Below are 19,034 nucleotides of genomic sequence, written 5' to 3' on the forward strand. Positions count from 1 at the left end.
GTCAAGAGATGGAGCGCTCGAACTCATCGATATGCGACGGCAAATCCCTGCTTCTGCGAAGCTAGCACCCTGACGTATCTTTTGGGCAGGCTAACAATCGCATATCTCAGTGACCCACCGAGCCCTGCTGACGGAGGCAGTTGCACGAGGCGTTCACGCGAAACAATGGCAAGTGTTGAGATCATCAGCAGAGGACCACTCGCGTGCGGTAAGGCTAACAAGTGGATCACATTGCAGAAGGCGATCGCCGGGTTGAGGCTTACCTGCAGCCGCGGAGCTGCCGATGCATCGCGTAAACGGCGCCTTCGCGGCTAGGGGCTGCCGCTGTCACAGGCGGCGGTCCCGCCCATGAGCGGACTAGTAAGCACGCCGTACTACTCGGGGCAGGACGGGCAGTCTCGGACAAAACCGGTTGGCAAGCGCGCGCACTGCGGCTTCGTCGGTCTCGAGCGCGATCTTCTGAGCGAGCATCACGTCGCCGGCTACGAGCGCTTGTTCAAGAACGAAACACCACCCGATCTTAGGCTACATGTTTCATCAAGCTCCAAAACTATGGTGCCCTGATGAATTCGATACCGTCGCCCGATGTGAGAGCCGGTGACTTCGAAATAACCATCGCATCAAATTGCGCACGCTGCTCTTGGAGATAACCAATTGCGCAGAAGGCGTCGCGCACGCGCGTCCGGCCGATTTTGCTCGATGAAGCTCCGATAAAGCGAACGCGGGGCGCGCAAACGCGCGCTACTTGCGACACCGCCGCGTCTAAGCAAAAACATTTGCCGCGCCGGCGAGTCTGGCTAGTCCCGACAAGGCGCGAACAGAGCAGCGTCTCACCTGCATTCGGATCAAATGCCCGTACGGGTTTAAGATCACCCGCCGCCGTCCGATTGACAGCGATAAACCGCGGCCTGTCAGCTTGTTGAAGCGCGGCTCGGCCTGGCCAGGCCCTTCAGGTCGCTTTGGTCAAAACAATGTCGGCTGCCGCCTGTATGGTCCATCACGATTTGGATAGCCATGGAAGAGAACTCCGCAAGCCCTAGCCCTGACGCAAAAGAACCTCGCGGCGCACCTTAGTGTTCCTGGTCGCGCAGAAATTCGCCGTGTTTTCCGTTGGGCGGCCCGCCTGCAATCGGCGAGGCTCCGGCGTGTCGACTTAGAGTGGGTCCGCCATCGAGCCTGGTCAGCTCACAAGGGGCGCCATGCGGATCGTGACGGGGCGACTTGCAAGCATTCGTGTGGTGATTTTACTCTGCTGTTGGCAGGCGACGGACGAAACAGAACTCGCGGCAGGTCCCGGGGCCTCACTCGGATAGCGCGCTGGTGGGGAGAGGAAGCCCGGGCCAATACTGTCCGTCCTTGGTCGGCCGAGGTCCGAATATCGCCTGACCAACTCTTATGACATCGGCACCTTCCTCGATTGCTATCTCGAAGTCACTTGTCATCCCCATTGAGAGGAGATCAAGTCGCGTCGATGTTCTATCGCGGAGTGCGTCTCGAAGCCCCCGCAGCAACTTGAAACATTCGCGAACCTTGTCCGCCTCTCCGCTCAGGACGGCGAGAGTCATCAAGCCGCGAGGGACAAGGGCTGGATAATCGGACAGCCGAAGAACAAAGTCCTCTACCTCGTGGGGCGGCAAACCGTATTTGCTCACCTCACCCGAGGTGTTGACTTGGACGAACACGTCGAGATGCCGGCCTTCGGCGCTCAGGCGGGCCTGGAGCGCTTCAGCCAATCTCAAGGTATCCAACGCATGAAACTCGTTCGCGAACTTGACCATGGATTTCACTTTGTTCGTCTGGAGGTGACCGATGACACTCCAGTTCAACGACAGGTCGGCCAAATCGCGGACCTTGCTCTCCGCCTCTTGGACCTTGTTCTCGCCGAACTCGCAAAGGCCGAGTTCGGATGCGATACGGATAACCGCGGCGGGTACGGTCTTGCTGACAGGCAAAACACGAACTTCTGAACGCCTGCGGCGAGCCCGCATACAAGCCCGATTTATGCGCTGCTCAAGCTCATCAAGATTGGAGCGCAATAACGAGCGCGGATCGTCCGTGAATCGGGCGCTATTCATCTGTGACATCGCGAATTCCTCGCTTCCACGTCCATGGTGTTTGACATGGCAAAGGCCGATAATTTCGGTAGCACATAAAGCAGAGTCGAGTCCGGCTAGTTCGTCAGAACCTCTCCCATCGACGCATAATCCAGGCCGTATCCCCTCATAGGGACGTCCTAATCCCAGACAAGGTGCTCCGGATCTCCCGATCCGCCATCGCCCAACTCGCCGCTCTGGCTCAGGGAGGCCAGCACGGAAACTTCTGTGCTGCTCGGGAGAGACAATTCACGCCCCTCCATTCACGAGTAAGGTTCATATTCGTTCAAATCGGGGCAGTTCTGGTTGAGCGCCTCACCATCAACGATGCAGAAATATGCGCTTGTCGGCAGGAAAACCCACTACAATGGCGTCGAGAGCGGCCTTTATTGGTGCAGCCGTCACACGCGGACAGCAATCGAGTATCTATCCGAGAGCCGCACTTTTTTCGGATGCAACATTTTCAGAAGCGCCGCTCCATACTGCACCGCATCGGCCTGCGCCATCACGCTCGTGCTGCAAATTGTCGGCAGGACTGGATGCGATCACCGAATTTCGATAGGTTTCTCCGTGGAAAGCAGTTCGGGGATGTAGGCCGACAAAACGTGACCCGCCAGATCCGCCAAGGATTTGGGCCAGCGGCGGTGTTTGACTTATACTTCCGACCCTTGAGATGGAGTGTGTAGTCAGTACGCTTTTGCGACGTCACCTGACCCGGGGCCTGCGTGTCCAGGGTCATCGCGATGTCGACTTCGCGCGTCGTGAGTGAATAGAGGCGCGGGAGGTAACAAGCTTGGTCTCAATGTGGAGTCGTGGATCCGAACGCCGCGACTGTCATCTGACTGCTGTGCGCAAGTTGGAGATGGTCGACGGTGCCGAAGATGCTGGGAGCTGAGACGGCTTGCTTTTCGAGCGGACTAGCGGCGAATTCCGCAGAAGCACCGGGCGCGCACTCCATTCACTACGGTCGCCTTTGGCGGCGCCGGGCTCAATCGGACCGGCCCACGTCCACACTGAGTCCGTTCAGGGACAAAACGGCGATGAGTCCGGCGCTGAGCGGCTTGAACTTTGCGCACCTAGCCCTTCATCGCTAAATCCATGTCCGACCCACATCCAGATGCTAAGGTTTGCGCTGCGTCGGCGGAACAAGGGTCGCGGAGTGCGCGACGCTCAAATCCCGGACCTGCACCGTCTCAAATCGCTGGGTTGGGCCCACGGCCTGAACAGGTGAATCGGTCGGCCGATCCGTGGATTATAACGAAAAGATAGTTTATCGGTTTGGTTCTGAATTGCGCTACGGAGTTGGTAGTCCCAGTAGGACGTTGTCAATCAGTCGGGTCGAACCAACGTAGGCTGCGACACAGAGCGCCGCCGGAAACCGCAGGGGACTCTCGGCGCGCTTGAGCGTATCACCGTCGACAAGTTCAAGATATTGCAGCCGATCCACTGTCTCAAGTTGCCGCTCGGCGATCGCAATCAGCTTCTCCACCTCGCGCACTCCTGCGCGGAATTCTTCCGCCGCGGCGAACAGTCCACGACTGATGGCAACGGCTCGCCGACGTTCTTCCTTGCTGAGATACCGATTGCGGCTGCTCATCGCGAGCCCGTCCGGTTCCCGAGCGGTTGGCACGGTGACGATCTTGATGGGAAGATTGAGATCTGTCGCCATGCGACGCACGACCGCGCATTGCTGAAAATCCTTTTGCCCGAAAAACACGACGTCCGGATGCACCATGTTGAACAGCTTGCACACGACGGTCGCCACGCCCCGAAAATGCCCAGGCCTGAAAGCCCCGCAGAGTGGCTTCGCCAGTTCGCCCGGCTCGACGAAGGTCTCGAATTGAGCCGGATAGACTTCCTGTGCACCCGGCGCGAACACAATCTCAACACCGGCATCGCGGCACAATTTTTCATCGCGCACGAAATCGCGAGGATAGCTGCTGAGATCCTCGTTTGGTCCGAACTGAGTCGGATTGACGAAAATGCTAACGACGGTGACATCGCATTGCGCTCGGCTCGCCTCGACCAGGGCCAGATGGCCATCGTGCAAATACCCCATTGTAGGCACTAACCCGACGCGTTTGCCCGCGCTGCAAGCCTTCGCTAGCTCACGACGAAGCTCAGCGACCGTGGTAATCGTCTGCATCGTTGCACCTTACATCAGGTTGGGTTGGGAGGAGCCCAGGTTGCGATAATGTCACTCAGGCTTTCAGGAAGCCGATAGCACTCCTGCGGCGCCGGGAACGCACCGGTGCGGACATCGGCAGCCCAGCGCGAGAGCGCCTCTTGTAACATCTGAAAACCATCTGCATAGGCGCGAACGAATTTGGGCCGATGACCTATGGTTAGCCCCAGCACGTCATGGAACACGAGCACTTGGCCCGAGCAGTCGGGCCCCGCGCCGATTCCGATGGTTGGTATCGATAGCGATTCGGTCGCTCGCTGGGCTAGCTCGGCCGGAATGCCTTCAAGCACCAACGCGAAGCATCCGGCCTCCTGCAGACGGTGAGCGTCATCGAGCAGCCGTAAAGCGTCATCGGCGTTCCGGCCCTGCACCTTGAATCCGCCCATGACATTGACGCTTTGCGGGGTGAGGCCGAGATGGCCCATGACAGGAATTTCGCAATCGACCAAGGCACGCACCATTTCCACGCGCTTGGCCCCGCCCTCGAGTTTCACGGCATCTGCGCCTCGCTGCAGGAACCCTCCAGCGTTACGTATCGTCTCCTCCGGACCAAGGTGAAAGCTAAGAAACGGCAGATCGGCCACGAGCAGAGCACGGGGCCTTGTGCGTGCAACAGCCTCCAGATGATGGTTCATCATTGCCATGCTGACCGGCAACGTGTTGTCGAATCCGAGACAGACATTGCCAACACTGTCGCCCACAAGAATGATGTCGACGACGGGGTCGGCGATGCCTGCCGTAACCGCATCATAGGCGGTGGTCATGGTGACACGCCGCCGCTCCTGCCTCCACCGCCGCAAGATTGGAATTGTGACCCGCTCAACTGACACTTCCGAACCGTGGCTCATTTTTGATACGTTCCATCAACTAGGCGAACGGTAATCCGATGTTGCGAGCGACGCGGCTGAGTACTACGCGCATCCTGGGACCATGCTTTCGTATGGAGGACAAGAGAAAACTGTCAACAGTGAAAGGAAGAAAGAAACATATGTCTCCAAGGTCGCGACCGAGTGCACAAACATTCCAATGGTCGCGCGACCACCAAGCAAGAATTTCCAAATTCAAATTGTCATGTGGAAGCACCTTGAGTCACGCCGCGCCTCAAGGCGCGCTGGGGCGGTCGGAGCCATTCCAGATGAGAGCGCACGGGACGACGCAGGGGGGCGCTGATCTAGTCGTGCCGAAGCGCTGCGATTAGCTTATGGTCTTCCAGTGGCGGAAAGGTGAAGCTGTGGTCAGTCGGGGTCCGGGTCAGTGGTCCCGCGGACTCAGGTCATGCTGTCGACACCGCCTTGACGCTTCACCAGGAGTTCGGCCGCTTCCGCGGTTGTTGGCTCACGCCATTGCACGCTGCCCGCGGCACAAATGATCTCTTGGTCGAGCCGCATCAGCGCTTGGCGAGCGATGTCGGCGATGTCAGAGCGCAGGGTGCTGGCCTGCTTGGTTGCCGCCACCCTGCAAAGCAGGTCGAGGTCCGACCAACCCGCAAATGAATGACCCGCGATCGCGTTCTTCTTCACGTAGCCGAGGCCATTCTCCATCTTCTCTACGTGCGCGCCCGATACGCAGCGCGGGCGCGAGGACGGAAGCCCCAATGCTTCGCGACGCAATGAGCTTGTTCTTAAATTGAACCGACCGACTCACTGCGTCATGGCGCACCACGAGCGCGCGTGGGTTACCGCACAAAAACGCCACCCATTCGTCGGCGCTGGCACCTAGCGGATGTTGTAGTAGACGTGCGCTCTGCATGGCACCCGCGACTAATGCACGCGAGACTTCTTCTGACTTGTGATTTTTTGCATTTGTCGGCGCCTGGATAATGGTCTGGTGCTGCAGGTCGGCTGCGGCGCGCAAGCGATGACATCGATTGTGCAAGAACCGACCCAGATGCGTGGCCGGCGCTGTTCGCATGGCCGCTCAAGGCCAGTCGTCGAACATTTTGAGGCTCTTGCCTATACTGAGATAGATCGGGACTTAGCGGCTGTCCTTCAGTGCGGACTAGGGCTTGCAACATACTATGCCCCACCAACCCTAAGCCTGTTGCAGCAAAAGCAACGGCCCGGTCAACCTGCGGCCGATCAAACCGCCTCCTCACCGCTCCGCCGATCGGTTGACCGCAGCCAACCATATTCACACTTGCTGTTTTCTATTTTCCTTCCACAGCCCTTACACGACGATCTACAATCGCTTCATCGCTGGGCAAGCGAGGACGATGGTGCGCAACTTCGAAGCGCTGGCCACGCCTGGCGAAGATGGGGTTGTGCTGTCGCTCGATTCGACCTCGATTAAAGCTCACCGGTGTGCCTCCGGCGGAAAAGGGGGAGCACAATCAAGCAATCGGCCGCTCGCGTGCAGGCCGTACGAGGAAACTCCATACGCTGAGCGATTCCTTTGCCGGCCGGTCGTCCTGCATCTGACGGCAGGCCAGGATGCCGGTATCGCAGCGGCTCCTGATGTGCTGGCGCTCGCGCCACCTATGAGTGCGCTCCTCGCCGACAAAGGGTACGACGGCGACAAGCTTCGCGGCGAAATCATTCGTCGCGGCGCGAAACCCGTAATCCCCAATAAATCTAACCGTGTTGCCATCCAGCGCTTCAACAAATGCGCCTACAAAGGCCGAAACGTCTCGAACACTGCTTTTGCAGGCTCAAGGACTCCCGGCGCATCGCCCCGCGGTGCGACAAGCTCGGCCGGAATTTCTTGGCCGCTGCGCATCTTGCCGCTCTCGTCGCATATTGGCTCAATTGAATTTGGATCCTAGTCTTCTTGAGCGCGGCGGCCCCTTGAATTTCTTCTGGGTCCGGAATTTGACGGCGGCTAGCCCAAGCGGAGCCCTTCAGTCGTCACCGCCAGGCTCGAGTGCATCAGGATGCCGCAAACCGTGTGCGAGCTCAGGTAGCCCGCCTTGTCCCCGGCCGCTGTTTATGCTCTTCGTGATTCGGATCGGTCGGAGTTCTATCTTTGATAGCTGAACTCGGTCGTATCATCGAGCACTAGAACCGGACCGCCGGCGGCAATCGTGCGCTCACGCGCCGATTGAAAGTGGCCCGCCAGAATGTCCGCTTCGCTGACCCGGTCATTAGAGAAGAAGCGATAAGCTGCCTTGGTATTCGCCCAATTGGCAGACGAGCGGAATACTTTGTCCGATGGCGCTTCCAATCTGCGTGAGCAGCGGAATCTGTCGCCGAGCCGCGCGTCCCTAAACTGGCATCCACTAGTCTCTCGATCAATCCAACATTCACCGCCTAAAAATCGCAAACGGCCTTTTGCCGATCGATCCCTCAATGTGAGCCCCATAGAGCACCCCCTCGCGCATCAGGTGCTCAGCAAGGAACACAAGTTATTCTTCAAGATTTTGCTGATCAGCGGATCAGCTCAAGCGGAGAAAGTTATGGGTAATTGAAAGCCGGTCAACCGCGCCAGTCGCGGCGCTCCGTGCCATGCCTGGCCCACCAAAATAGGCCCCGGGCCATAGGCCAAGGCCTTATCCACCTTTTTGAACGATAGATCAATATTTGAGAAGAATCGGGCCGCCAAACTGATAGTTGAGCCGTGCAGTCATAAGATCGAGATCCTGGCGGATGCGGTCGACCCCACCAGCGGGCTCGGTGAAGCCGACCATGGTTGGCCGCATGAACAGGTGTGCGTACTCGAATCCAATCGACCAATTCGGTGCGAAGCCGTACTCGAAACCGGCTGCCAACGCGGCGCCCCAAAGAACGTGCTTGCTTTCTCCACCTAAGTCGCCCGTCGTCCAGATGACCCGAAACGTATTGCTCGTCACCGCGGCGCCACCTTTGGCGTAAAGTAGTACGTTGTCGAAGGCATAACCGATCTGCCCCGTTACCAGGCCGAACGCATCAATCTTGGTCTGGTTGATATCCAAAAAAGCCACGCTGGGATTCCAACCAGTCAAATGAGCCCAGTTCCCCTGGCCTTCAACACCAAGCACGATCGGGCCCGTCTGCCATCGACAGCCGATCTGCCCGCCCACGCTTCCGCCGGTGGCATCATGGCAGCCCTCAGGCTTGCCACCATCGGAATCCCAGCAATTCGAACTTGAACCAAAGCCGCCGTTCATACCGACGTTGTAGCCGCTCCAGTCGTAGATTGCAGCCGCGACGGGCCGCGGGGCATTGGTGTAGAGAGGCTTGGCCGGCTGCGCAGCCAGATCCGCGCCGAATGCGGGCACCAACGCGCCAAGCCCCACAATGCTCACAGTCGCAAGCAACAAGTTCTTCAGTTCTACTCTCATCTCTTCAGTGCCCCGAGCCTCATGCGTCTTAACCACGTCCGCGCGAATTGCTGCAACTGCATCGCAACATTTGCGCTGAAAGAAATGCGTGAACCGAACGCTGCGTCAGGTTGCGGTGCAGATCATCTCCAACAGCGTCGCAATCCACCTTCGCGTGCGAGCATAGATTGCGGCCGCTGATTTCAGCGGAGTAAGCGCACGCAAGTCAGATCGTCGCAAGCCACACCGCAAGTGAGAAGAGTGAAGCGGTTTGCAAAACTCTTGCTCTTGTCCCGTGCCGCCACTAAAGACCCCGTTACGACCATGCTCGTGTTGCACTCACCGGCTCCGAGAGATCAGATGAAGTCTATTCGATTGAATCAATGTCCTGCAGATGCTGACCCGTTCGTCGCAGATGCCGCTGTGTCCCGCGGTCGACAGAGCATGCGAAACACGGGATGAAGGATGCGGCCCGAAGGATTTTGCTTATTGGTTGAGCGAGCCGTTCTCCACCCGAGGCTTCCTACCACACCGCCAATGCCCAGATCGCCGATAACGCTTGCCGACCGGTGGTGGCCAGCGGCCGCGGTGTGTTCATCTTCTGAGCTGAAGTTCTGAGTCGATAAAGGACAGCGAGCATGTTCGTTTCATTCTTCCCTCGACCAAAGTTGTTCTTTGCGTCGTCAATTCTTTGGACGGCGTTGGCGATGGCGTTTTGGTATGTATTTGCCGGCAATCTCTTTCCAGCCCCGGAGAAGCCGGTCGGGCTTGCGACGTTCTGGTCGGCCTCGGCGCTGTGGTTTGATCTCTATTTTGCGCTGGCCGTTACGGTGTTCGCGGCTGCATGGATGTTATTTGCCCCGCATCCCTGGGCGACGTGGTCCATTCTTGGTTCGGCGCTGATCCTGTTCACCTCTTACTTTCAGGTCCAGGTCTCGGTCGCGATCAACAGCTGGTATGGACCGTTCTATGACATGATCCAGGCTGCGCTTTCGAAGTCGGCGCCGGTCACGGTCGAGCAGTTCTACAGCGAGTTGTCGACCTTTGCCGGCATAGCGCTCGTGGCCGTCGTGGTCGGCGTGATGACGCGATTCTTCGTCAGCCACTACATCTTCCGCTGGCGCACGGCGATGAACGATTTTTATGTCGCCAACTGGCCGCGGCTGCGCACGATCGAAGGCGCCTCCCAGCGGATTCAGGAAGACACCATGCGCTTTGCCAGCACCATGGAAGGTCTAGGCGTCAATCTCATCAGCGCGGTGCTGACACTGTTGGCGTTCCTGCCGGTTCTGGTGAGGCTGTCCAGCAACGTCACGGAGCTGCCTCTGTTCGGCTCGATTGCCTATCCGCTGGTGTTCGCCGCGGTGATCTGGTCGATCCTGGGCACCGGCGTTCTCGCGCTTATCGGCATCCGCCTGCCCGGAATTGAATTTTTCAACCAGCGGGTCGAAGCGGCCTATCGCAAGGAGCTCGTGCTCGGCGAGGATGATACGGCGCGTGCCAATGCGCCGACATTGAGCGTGCTGTTTAGCGACATTCGCAGGAATTACTTCCGGCTCTATCTGAACTTCATGTACTTCAATATCGGCCGGATCGTCTATCTGCAGACTGACGTCATCTTTCCTTATCTGCTGCTTGCGCCCACAATCATCGCGGGCAGGATCACCCTCGGCGCGATGAACCAGATCCTCAACGCGTTCACGCAAGTACGAACCTCGTTTCAGTATCTCGTCAACTCCTGGAGCACGATCGTCGAACTGATCTCGATCTATCAGCGGCTGCGGAGTTTTGAGGCAAAGATCCACGGTGGGCCACTGCCGTCGATCGAGACACAAAAGGAGCCAGCCTCATGATTGGCGTAGCTGCAGGAGTTGACGAAACCCGGCCCTTGAGCCCGCCCCCACACTGCGGTCATCGCGTCCTTGATCGTAGCCCCATATCCTCGCTTGTGCTCTCGCGGTGCCTCGACCGGCCTCGGTCCAACTGTTGCGCGTGCCCGAATTGCACGCACCGCATACTTGCGATGCCAGCCGGTCGTGGCGCATATCGCATCGAGATGCGCCTCTTTTCCGCCCGGGTGGCCGACCGGCAACGATCCCGTTCGGCCGACACCACCTGCCGCCGCGCGCCCATGCTGATCTTTCCCGCCATAGACGCCACCGGACCAATTCGATGGCAGCGACCCAATCACCGGCGAGAAGTTGTCCAGTAACAATCCGGATGAGGCAATGCGCCTCAGTTCGTCTCCAAGGACGCTTCGGGAGCCGCAGCATGCGAAGCGTCTCCGAATTCCGTTCACCGCGTCTTTCGCAACATCGGCGTAAGTGGCGGTGAGCACCCGTGCTGTATCTCTCCAATAATCTTGAACCCGTGGCGTTGGTAAAACGGAATGTTTTCAGGATTCGAACTTTCGAGGTAGGCAGCGAGGCCCTGCTCATCACAGCGTTGAAGAGCGTACTTCATCAGCAATGTGCCAAGCCCTTGTCCGGCCCAGTTCGGATCGACAGCGATCAGGGGCAAATACCAATGTGGCTCGGAGGGATGATGTTCGGCCATTCCCTGGCGCAGGTGTGCCATATGTTCGCTGATTTCAGGGCGCAGGGACAGCGCCATGATTGCGTCCAGCGCATCCTCATCCTGCTGCACGCCCGGAGGCAGCCACAGGGCCGCCGCGCGAGTCTCTCCCGTGACGTATGCTGTGCCATGCTCGAATGCTCGTCCGCCACAGGCCTTGATGAACTGAGTCATGCTGCCAAGATATTGCCCAGGGTCCGGCCAACTCCAACGCATCAAAGGATCGGCGGCAAAGCCGAGGACAATCGTCCAGACGATTCTTGCCCGAATACTTGCGTTCGCCGAGGTGACGCCCGGCTCTCTTGTCATGATGCACCGCTTTTCGATCGCAGGGTTGAAGGTTGGAGCACAGGACCGATACCTTGGACGTGAGCGGAATGGATGTGCCCCGAACATTCATCCCCTTTAGTTTCCGCCTCCGGCTCTCATCCCGCCTCAGAAGGCCGCCTTCGACGGCGGCTTCGGACGAAGGTTCTCGCTGCGAGCCCCTGACCCTTGGGCCTGCCGAGCACTTGTGCTTTTCGCCATGAGAGCGTCATCTGGATCCTGCCCTTTCCGAAAGGAAGGGCTCATTTTACCGGCGTCGACAAGCCTGGCAGCCTTCCGAAGGAAGCGAGGAGGACGATTAGTGTTACAAGGTGATCTTGTTTCGCCAAACGCTGCGAGTTGCATTCGCTCGACGAGTCTAAGCACCGCAGTCTAATTTGGAACCTGCCAACCCAGGTAGGTGCTTGGGATTGACTGCCCCAAGGATTGCCAACGACTTCCCCTTCAGCCTTGCCGCAGCGATCGCACCCGTGACGTCGCCCGCGCGGATCGAGTTGCCGCCTCCGTCGGCCGGCGTCGTCTGGGTCAACGATCATCACCGGCTCGACCCCGCCTCGCCCTGAGGCGGCCTCGCCGCCACCGGCCGCGAATGTGGCACCCAGACCTTCGACGACCACCTCGAGACCAAGAGCGTGATGATCGCCACGCACGAGCAGCCGTTCGACTGGTATCGCGACACGGCCAACCAGAAGCGGCTGAACTAACAGAACGACAAGCGGCAGACGTTCGAAGAAGGCGGGCCGCATCAATGGAGAGAGTCAACGTCGACATCCGTGAACGCAGGCGCTCGTCTTGCTCGACTGCCGGTCGGGCCATTCTATCGCCGCATCATACTGCTGATCGGCATAGGAACGTTTTTCGACGGTTTCGACATCTACATTGCCAATACCGTGCTGAGCCTGATGCTGAAGACGAGCTTTTCGACCCTAGCCCAGAATGCGGTCTTCATCTCCGCGACCTTCGTCGGCATGACGCTGGAAGGTTTGGTACCGGGTTTCTCGGTGACCGCTATAGAGTCCGCGTCGCGCATAATCTTGCCAGCAGCCAGGCGCAGCGCTCGATCTGCGCCAGGTCCAAGTCGGGCAATGCGCAGGGTTCGAAACCGATATACTTCCAGCCGCCGGCGAGCGTGGCCTTCGCCGTTCGCCGATCCAGCACGATGTCCAGATAGACGTCCGTGCACCGGCTCAGGGCGGTGTCGCTCACGCTCGCTCCGTCGGGCGACGGCGTTGCGTCGGATCGGAGCGACGGCAGCGGGCGCACGCCGCCGCGTCCCGCAAGTTCAGCCCGGCGCACGCTGGCCTGCCCCCGCAGCGTCGCTGCGGTAGCGGCTGGTCGAGGTCTGGTAGTACTGCGCGCGGATGGCCGCCATGGCCTCGATCAACGCTCCCCACGGCGCGGGAAAGCATTCTTCCGCCATCAGGTGGTGCAGCATGCGCGTATGGCCGGCCAGCTCGTCCTTGAGGAACTCCACCACAGGCATAGCCGGGTAGCGCTGCAGCAGCAGGATCGCCGCGTTGTCGGCCTCGCCGGCCGAGCTGTCCTTGTCGCGTCCATGCAGATCGTTCTGCAGACGCCCTATCGCGGAGATGAGCCGCAGGACCTGGCGAAACGCCGGACGCGCGCGCAAGGTCTCCATGTCCAGCCCCCACAGCAAAGACAGGCAACAGAACACATTCGCGTAGGCGATCGAATCGATGCCGTTGTGCAGGTACTCGGCGTAGGACCAGCGTTCCGCCCCTGCCGCCCGCACGTGTCCGGCGCGCAGCGCCGCGCAGTAGCGCCGGGTATCGTCGAGAAGCTGAGCATAGTCGCGACGATCGTAGGCGAGTGCGGCCAGCGAGGTGCGCAGCACAGCGCAGCCCTCGAATCCGGGGAGCGCGCACGGCACGCCCTGCCCCAGCGCCTGCTCCACAGCGGCGAGCTGCTCCGGCGCGATCAGGCCAACGTCGTTGCAATCGTCGAGCCAGAACAGCAGCGCCAGTTCGCGATAGAACGCCACGATCAGCGTTTCGTCTTGCGGATCGCGGCCGGTGCGGGCGCTGGTGTCGAGCAGGCTCGGATGGATGCGCTGCAGGATGTACTGGCCGCCCCTGACCGCTTCCATGGCATGCTCGTCGGCGAACCCGTTCAGGGAATGCCCCCACTCCAGCACCTGCTGCAGCGCGCGTTCGGTCTGGATCATGGCGCCGCTCCTCCTGCTCTCTCGGCCAGGGCGCGCCGCCCCCAATGAAGCGCCAGCCACAACCCAGCAAGTTCGGCCACACGCACGACCCGCGTGGGGCAATACAGTTCCTTACCGATCCACAGCGGCGTCTGCGGCAATGCGTGCGCCGCATGGCGGGCGAGCATCCACTCCAGCGCATGCGCCACCGCCTCCGCGATGCGCCGGCGCCCTGTCGGCTCTTCGCTCCCGTCCATCACATGCAACGCGAACAGCGCATAGGCGGTTTCCTCGAATGTGGACGCGCGACCGGCGCCCCAGCCGCCGTCGTCGCGCTGCGCCTGCAGTAGCGCCGCCAGCGCGCGCTCGTCGCGCCACTGGGGGTTGCCTTGCGCCAGCGCAGCGATGGCATGCGCGGTGGGATACAGCCATGAAACGTGCCATTTTTCGTTGTCCCATAGACCGTGCGGGTTGCGATTGGCCTCGACATAGGCGCTGGTGCCGGCGGCGGGCTTTCCCAACAATCGCAACGCATGCAAGGCATGGATGTTGGTCGACACCGAGGCATTGCGCTCGCCGGGGAAGGTGACGAACAGCTCGCCGATTTCGAAATGGCGCAAGGCATCGACCGCAGGCTCGCGGCCTGCCAGGCGCAGGACACACAACGCAATGGCGGTGTCGTCCGCATCGGCTGCGAAGTGCAAGGCCGGGCCGAGACCGCGCACGCCCAGGCGGGCATCGAGCTGCGCGACGATCGCGCGCACCGCCTCAGTGAGCGCGGGATGCGCGAACAACCCGGCCAGATGCAGGGTGTACAGCGACCAGCATGGTTCGAACACATTGATCGGCCAGACGTTGGGAACAACACCTTCGATGCCGCTGCGCGTCGCCTTCGATGCCGCCTTTAGATACGCGTCCGCGCGCCCGACCTGCGGCGTGCTCCCCTGTGTCAGGACGTGCGCACGCCACGCGGCGGTCGCCGCCGGACTGATGCCGATGCTGCCGTCGTCGTCCGGGCATGCGGTGGTCGGCGAGGTCCCCCAGGCTTCCCAGGAGTGCAGCAACGGATGGCCGCTCGGCAACGTCGCCACCGCCGCCAGCTTGGCCAGGCACGCTTGCCGCAACGGCAACAGCGCCGGGTGGCGCGGGAACGCCACGCCGCCCAGCAAGGATGCGGCCTCGCAGCAAAATTGCGGCAGGATCAGCTCCGCGCCGATCGGCGCGTCTTCCGGCACCGCATGCGCGTAGGGATCGGGCTGGCGTTCGAGGAACCGTGTTGCAGCCTGGACTGCGTCGGCAGCGGCGCGAAGAGGATCGGCACGCTGCAATGCCAGCAACGCCGCCCACGTGGGCGCATGGCGGAACAGCGGGAAGTCCGCGCTTCCCCATCCGCCATCGGCCTGTTGCTGCGAGATGAGCCACGCGTAGGCGTCCTGCCGACCGGTGACGTTGCCGTGGAATTGCAGAGCTCGCGCGGTGTCGTAGACGGACGGACCGACGCTGCCGCCGTCGCTCATCTCGCTCAGCAGGTGGCGCAATTCGGAAAGGATATGTTCGGACTGCGCGTTCACGCGGGATCTTCCTTCTGCAGACGGTTGACGAGAACCAGGATCGGGCAGACGCCGCGCACGTCGCCGCAGGTCCGTCGCGGCCCGGCCGATGGGCAGCGCCGGACGGCCGCACTGCTCTGGCGCGGCGACTTGCCACCGACGCTGGCGCCGGTCCGCCGCATAGGCTTGGCCGCAGCGCGCCGCGGCCGTGCAGGGCAACCGCTGCGATCGGCGCCGCGGACTCGGACACGGTGCAGCATGCACGCTACCGCCGGCCGATCGCAGCGGCACAGGGGCGACTTCATGCGCACGGGCGCGCTCATGCGCATGGCGCGTGCTTGAACAGGTGCGCGTTGGCCCGCTGCAGCATCTGCCCCAACCGTTCCGCACGCGGCCCCAGCGGGACGATGGCCTCTCCGGCGTCGCGTAGTAGATCGAACGCGAACTGGCGCGCAGCCTGCAACCCCATGATCGACGCGCAGGTCGGCTTCTGCGCCGCCGCGTCCTTGCCGGGGGTCTTGCCGAGCGTCGCGGTATCCGCTGTCGCATCGAGAATGTCATCGACCACCTGCAACGCCAGGCCGAAACAGGCGCTGTAGCGATCGAGCGCACAGTACAGCGCAGTGTGCGCGGCATCCTCCGCGATGGCGCATAGCGCGCCCATGCGAACGGACGCGCGCACTAGCGCTCCGCTCTTCATCCGGTGCATCGCGACGATCCTGTCCAGCTCGACGTGCTTTCCGACCAGCGACAGATCGATGGCCTGCCCGCCTGCGGCACCCTCGGCGGACACCGCCCGCGCCAGTTCGCGCACGAGCGCGATAGGATTGTCGCCCGGCGCATCCAGGCTCGCCAGGGTCAGGAAGGCGTGCGCCTGCAGCGCGTCGCCGACCAGGATCCCGGTGGCTTCGCCGAACTTGACGTGCACGGTCGGAAGGCCGCGGCGAAGCACGTCATTGTCCATCGCGGGCAGGTCGTCGTGGACCAGGGTACAGGCGTGCATCATCTCGATGGCGGCGCCGACGTCGTCGAGCATGTGCGCCGGCGTGTCGGCCAGTGCGCCGGCGGCCAGACAGAGCAAGGCGCGGGTGCGCTTCCCGCCATGCAAGGTGGCGTAGCGCATCGCCGCCATCAGCTCGGTCTCACCGTTGTCTTCGGCGCAGAGAAGGCGCGCGAGCGCTTGTTCGACCCGCTTTGCACCGTCGTGCATCCAGATCTCCGGCAGCAGCCTGTCGGAAGCGCCGCGCGTCTGCGCGCCCAATCCGCCGAGCCCGGAAACGCCAGTTCGGTCGTCGTGTAGCGTGGAACCGGTCTGCATGCTGTTCATGTCCTTGTACCTGCAGGAAACGGCCACGGCGAGCGGCGGGCCGCCGCGGTGTTGCCGGTGTCGCTGCCTCGCCATACGGGCGCAAGCGATGCCAGCTCATGAGAATCCGATGCGGATTTTCATGGACGGATGTGCGGTCGGGTAATAGCGCCGGCCTTTTTCGGCGCTGCTCAACAACCGCGGCCGCACCCCGGCCTTGTGCATGGTCAGCGCCAAGGCGATGCAGAACTGCACCAGTTCGAGCCATACCAGGTGGTAGCCGATGCAGACGTGTGGGCCGGTACCGAACTGCAGCATGTCCACCGGCCGGATCGGCTCCGTGCGTTGCAGCCACCGCGCCAGGCGGAACTGATCAGGCGCCTCGTGCAGCAGCGCCGAGGTCGAGAAATGCAGCAGCGGGATGCACAGATGGGTGCCCGCGGGAATGCGCCGTTGGCCGAGTTGCAATTCCTGCAGCGCCCGCCGCGGCAGGAGCGTGGTCGTCGGATGCACGCGCAGCGTCTCGCGGAACAGGGCCTCGGCGACTGGACACTGCGCCAGGTCCGCGTGCCGGGTCGGCACCGCGCCCACGCGTTGCGCCTCCTCGACCAGGGCGTCCCACAGCACAGGCTGCCGCGCCAGCTCGATCACCATCCAGGCCATCGTCGAGGCGGTGGTGTCGTGACCGGCAAGCAGCAGCAATCGGATATTGGCGACCAGGACGTCATCAGAGAGCGCATCGTCGCTGCGATCGAAGGCGCTCACCATGTCGTTGATCAACCCGGTGCGCGCGGCATGCGCGCGCGCGTCGCGGACGAACTGGCGCAACTGCGCGTCGATCCAGTCGCGGGCGGCGCGGCCGCGCCGCAAGGGCAGACCGGGCAGGTCGACCGGGGGCGCGACGATCAACTGCAGCAGTTGCCGGTACTTGCGATGCCATCCCGGCAAGTCCTGCGCGGGGATACCCATGAGGCTGAAGATGAGCTTGAGCATCAGGTCGCCGGTTTCGCGCAGGATGGTTACGTCGCCGCGGTCACGCCACGCCTGCACCCGCGCCCAGATGACGGGCGCGAACAGGTCGCCGATGCCGGCCTGAGTCAGCCCTTTGGGCAGGAACGCCGCCTTGATCGCATCGCGCGCCTGCCGGTGCGCGCCGCCGTCCTGGGCGACCAACGTTCCGCCAAGTAACTCGGGCGCGATCTCTTCGATCAGCGCCGAGGACACGTCCTTGTGCCGGAGCAGTGCGAACGCATCCGGATCCACGCACGTCATCAGGTGTCCGGCAGGGCCGAAATCCAGCCAGAAGTGGCTGCCCAGCATCCGTTCCGCGCGCCCCAGCAGGCGCGGCAGGTCGCAGACGATGGCGGGAAGATGCCCGACCAGGGGGAAAGCGCCGGGCACGACCGGGATGTCGTACCGCAGCCGGTGCCGACGAGCCAGGGGGTTGAGCAGCATGTCCATCAGCAGCGCGGCGCCGCAGGCGCTTCGGCGGTGTTGCCGGCAGGCCGCGCGGCGCGGCTGTTGCCACCGTCGGCGTACGTCGGCACATGCGCCAGCATGCCGCCGTCAATGCACACGACCTGGCCGGTGATGAACGCAGCATCCTCCGAAAGCAGGAACGCCACCAGCGCGGCCACGTCCTCGGGACGGCCGACGCGCGGCAGGAGCTGGTGCCGGCGCAGATGCCGCTGCATGCGCTCGTCCAGCTTGGCGAGGAGACGCTCGGTCATGATGAGACCCGGCGCAACCGCGTTGCAGCGGATCTGCGCATGACCGTACTGGGTGGCGAGCGAGGCCGATAGCATGTTCATCGCCGCCTTCGACGCGGCGTAGGACGTCTGCGCGGTGTCACCGCTGAGCCCCTGGCACGACGACATGTTGACGATGGCGCCGCCGCCGCGGGCGATCATCCGTGGGATGGCCTGCCGGCAGCAGAGCAGGCTACCGCGCAGATTGGTCGCCATGGTCTGATCCCAGACCGCCAGGTCCAAGTCGAGGATCGCTCGGTCGCGCGGGGTCAGATGCATGGCGCTCGCGTTGTTCACCAGCAGGTCGACCCCACCGAAGTGCCGCTCCGCCGTCTCGAACAGCGCTGCCACCGCCTGCGCATCGGCGATGTCCATCGCCAGCGCCAGCGCGTGGCCCGCTTCGGCCGCGATCTGCGCGGTGCAGGCGATGGCCGCCGAGCCATCAATGTCGGCCACCACCACTCTGCCGCCCTCGCGCGCGATGGCTAGGGCGCATGCCTTGCCGATGCCGGCGCCGGCGCCGGTCACCACGGCCACCTTGCCTTCAAACCGTCCGATCGTGTCCTCGTGGATTGCGTTGGTCTTTCGCGGCCTGCCGCTCGGCCTCGCCGGAGAAGGCGCGGGGTCGGCGGTGGCGCGCTCGTCATCGCCAGCGTCGCTTTCGATGACCCGAATGGCGGCGACCGGGCACTGGCTGGCCGCGAGCCGCACGGCGGCGTGCAGCACCTGCGGGACCGTCGCCACGCACACTTCGGCCACGCCGTCCGGTTCGCGCTGCCGAAAGGTGCCCGGCAGCGTCAGCACGCACTGCCCGGTGGTTCCGCACAGATCCTGGTCGACCACGACGCGCATC

General features: G+C 62.2%; 15 protein-coding genes and 3 pseudogenes. 3 read left to right on the forward strand and 15 right to left on the reverse strand.

The window, feature by feature from the left end; genetic code table 11:
* Positions 1-357: 357 nt before the first annotated feature.
* The 5 genes and pseudogenes from ACFQX9_RS16780 to ACFQX9_RS16800 form a co-directional block, all read right to left on the reverse strand.
* Positions 358-776: pseudogene (locus ACFQX9_RS16780) on the reverse strand (hypothetical protein).
* A 525-nt stretch (positions 777-1,301) separates the two neighbouring features.
* Positions 1,302-2,084 (reverse strand): YggS family pyridoxal phosphate-dependent enzyme, encoded by a 783-nt coding sequence (locus ACFQX9_RS16785; RefSeq protein ID WP_377789626.1) that lies wholly within the window; start codon positions 2,082-2,084, stop codon positions 1,302-1,304.
* 1,303 nt (positions 2,085-3,387) lie between these two features.
* Positions 3,388-4,239 (reverse strand): pantoate--beta-alanine ligase, encoded by an 852-nt coding sequence (panC, locus tag ACFQX9_RS16790; RefSeq protein ID WP_377789628.1) that lies wholly within the window; start codon positions 4,237-4,239, stop codon positions 3,388-3,390.
* 14 nt (positions 4,240-4,253) lie between these two features.
* A complete protein-coding gene (gene panB, locus ACFQX9_RS16795) occupies positions 4,254-5,126 on the reverse strand; it encodes a 3-methyl-2-oxobutanoate hydroxymethyltransferase (RefSeq protein ID WP_377789630.1) in 873 nt (290 codons plus the stop codon).
* Between the two features lie 420 nt (positions 5,127-5,546).
* Complete coding sequence (locus ACFQX9_RS16800; RefSeq protein WP_377789631.1) at positions 5,547-5,888, reverse strand: phosphoribosyl-dephospho-CoA transferase MdcG domain-containing protein; 342 nt, start codon at positions 5,886-5,888, stop codon at positions 5,547-5,549.
* A 500-nt stretch (positions 5,889-6,388) separates the two neighbouring features.
* Between ACFQX9_RS16800 and ACFQX9_RS16805 the strand changes: the two genes are divergently transcribed.
* Positions 6,389-7,039, forward strand: a complete 651-nt coding sequence (locus ACFQX9_RS16805; RefSeq protein ID WP_377789632.1) for a transposase — start codon at positions 6,389-6,391, stop codon at positions 7,037-7,039.
* A gap of 194 nt (positions 7,040-7,233) precedes the next feature.
* Here ACFQX9_RS16805 and ACFQX9_RS16810 read toward each other — a convergent pair whose 3' ends face one another.
* Both ACFQX9_RS16810 and ACFQX9_RS16815 read right to left on the reverse strand, forming a co-directional pair.
* Positions 7,234-7,575: a transposase DNA-binding-containing protein gene (locus ACFQX9_RS16810; RefSeq protein ID WP_007605899.1), complete on the reverse strand. Its 342-nt coding sequence runs from the start codon at positions 7,573-7,575 to the stop codon at positions 7,234-7,236.
* 211 nt (positions 7,576-7,786) lie between these two features.
* Complete coding sequence (locus ACFQX9_RS16815) at positions 7,787-8,533, reverse strand: outer membrane protein (RefSeq protein WP_377789635.1); 747 nt, start codon at positions 8,531-8,533, stop codon at positions 7,787-7,789.
* Between the two features lie 617 nt (positions 8,534-9,150).
* Here ACFQX9_RS16815 and sbmA point away from each other — a divergent pair.
* Positions 9,151-10,365, forward strand: a complete 1,215-nt coding sequence (sbmA, locus tag ACFQX9_RS16820) for a peptide antibiotic transporter SbmA (protein WP_377789637.1) — start codon at positions 9,151-9,153, stop codon at positions 10,363-10,365.
* A gap of 442 nt (positions 10,366-10,807) precedes the next feature.
* Here sbmA and ACFQX9_RS16825 read toward each other — a convergent pair whose 3' ends face one another.
* Positions 10,808-11,395 carry an N-acetyltransferase gene (locus ACFQX9_RS16825; RefSeq protein ID WP_094183269.1) on the reverse strand — a complete coding sequence of 196 codons (588 nt, stop codon included), beginning with the start codon at positions 11,393-11,395 and terminating at the stop codon, positions 10,808-10,810.
* A 434-nt stretch (positions 11,396-11,829) separates the two neighbouring features.
* Here ACFQX9_RS16825 and ACFQX9_RS16830 point away from each other — a divergent pair.
* Positions 11,830-12,117: pseudogene (locus tag ACFQX9_RS16830) on the forward strand (aldehyde dehydrogenase family protein); the annotation flags it as partial.
* Between the two features lie 304 nt (positions 12,118-12,421).
* On the opposite strand, the gene ACFQX9_RS16835 reads toward ACFQX9_RS16830, so the two are convergent.
* The 7 genes and pseudogenes from ACFQX9_RS16835 to ACFQX9_RS16865 form a co-directional block, all read right to left on the reverse strand.
* Positions 12,422-12,619: a hypothetical protein gene (locus tag ACFQX9_RS16835; protein WP_377789639.1), complete on the reverse strand. Its 198-nt coding sequence runs from the start codon at positions 12,617-12,619 to the stop codon at positions 12,422-12,424.
* Between the two features lie 76 nt (positions 12,620-12,695).
* Positions 12,696-13,598, reverse strand: a complete 903-nt coding sequence (locus ACFQX9_RS16840; RefSeq protein ID WP_377789641.1) for a hypothetical protein — start codon at positions 13,596-13,598, stop codon at positions 12,696-12,698.
* A complete protein-coding gene (locus tag ACFQX9_RS16845) occupies positions 13,595-15,148 on the reverse strand; it encodes a hypothetical protein (RefSeq protein WP_377789643.1) in 1,554 nt (517 codons plus the stop codon). Before ACFQX9_RS16845 ends, ACFQX9_RS16840 begins: the two co-directional genes overlap by 4 nt.
* 298 nt (positions 15,149-15,446) lie before the next feature.
* A complete protein-coding gene (locus ACFQX9_RS16850; protein WP_377789778.1) occupies positions 15,447-16,445 on the reverse strand; it encodes a polyprenyl synthetase family protein in 999 nt (332 codons plus the stop codon).
* Positions 16,446-16,550: 105 nt separating this feature from the next.
* Positions 16,551-17,894 (reverse strand): cytochrome P450, encoded by a 1,344-nt coding sequence (locus ACFQX9_RS16855; RefSeq protein ID WP_377789645.1) that lies wholly within the window; start codon positions 17,892-17,894, stop codon positions 16,551-16,553.
* Positions 17,894-18,739, reverse strand: a complete 846-nt coding sequence (locus ACFQX9_RS16860; RefSeq protein WP_035974728.1) for an SDR family oxidoreductase — start codon at positions 18,737-18,739, stop codon at positions 17,894-17,896. Before ACFQX9_RS16860 ends, ACFQX9_RS16855 begins: the two co-directional genes overlap by 1 nt.
* Positions 18,726-19,033, reverse strand: a pseudogene (locus ACFQX9_RS16865) (ferredoxin). The gene ACFQX9_RS16860 and the pseudogene ACFQX9_RS16865 overlap by 14 nt, the downstream one beginning before the upstream one ends.
* Position 19,034: the final 1 nt, after the last annotated feature.

The sequence above is a fragment of the Bradyrhizobium sp. GCM10028915 genome, from assembly GCF_042666195.1.
GTDB lineage: Bacteria > Pseudomonadota > Alphaproteobacteria > Rhizobiales > Xanthobacteraceae > Bradyrhizobium > Bradyrhizobium canariense_D.

Coding starts and splice junctions, on each gene's coding strand:
- ACFQX9_RS16785 (WP_377789626.1), bottom strand. CDS start 2,084: ATGTCACAGATGAATAGCGCCCGATTCACGGACGATCCGCGCTCGTTA.
- panC (WP_377789628.1), bottom strand. CDS start 4,239: ATGCAGACGATTACCACGGTCGCTGAGCTTCGTCGTGAGCTAGCGAAG.
- panB (WP_377789630.1), bottom strand. CDS start 5,126: ATGAGCCACGGTTCGGAAGTGTCAGTTGAGCGGGTCACAATTCCAATC.
- ACFQX9_RS16810 (WP_007605899.1), bottom strand. CDS start 7,575: ATGGGGCTCACATTGAGGGATCGATCGGCAAAAGGCCGTTTGCGATTT.
- ACFQX9_RS16815 (WP_377789635.1), bottom strand. CDS start 8,533: ATGAGAGTAGAACTGAAGAACTTGTTGCTTGCGACTGTGAGCATTGTG.
- sbmA (WP_377789637.1), top strand. CDS start 9,151: ATGTTCGTTTCATTCTTCCCTCGACCAAAGTTGTTCTTTGCGTCGTCA.
- ACFQX9_RS16825 (WP_094183269.1), bottom strand. CDS start 11,395: ATGACAAGAGAGCCGGGCGTCACCTCGGCGAACGCAAGTATTCGGGCA.
- ACFQX9_RS16840 (WP_377789641.1), bottom strand. CDS start 13,598: ATGATCCAGACCGAACGCGCGCTGCAGCAGGTGCTGGAGTGGGGGCAT.
- ACFQX9_RS16850 (WP_377789778.1), bottom strand. CDS start 16,445: ATGCAGACCGGTTCCACGCTACACGACGACCGAACTGGCGTTTCCGGG.
- ACFQX9_RS16855 (WP_377789645.1), bottom strand. CDS start 17,894: ATGGACATGCTGCTCAACCCCCTGGCTCGTCGGCACCGGCTGCGGTAC.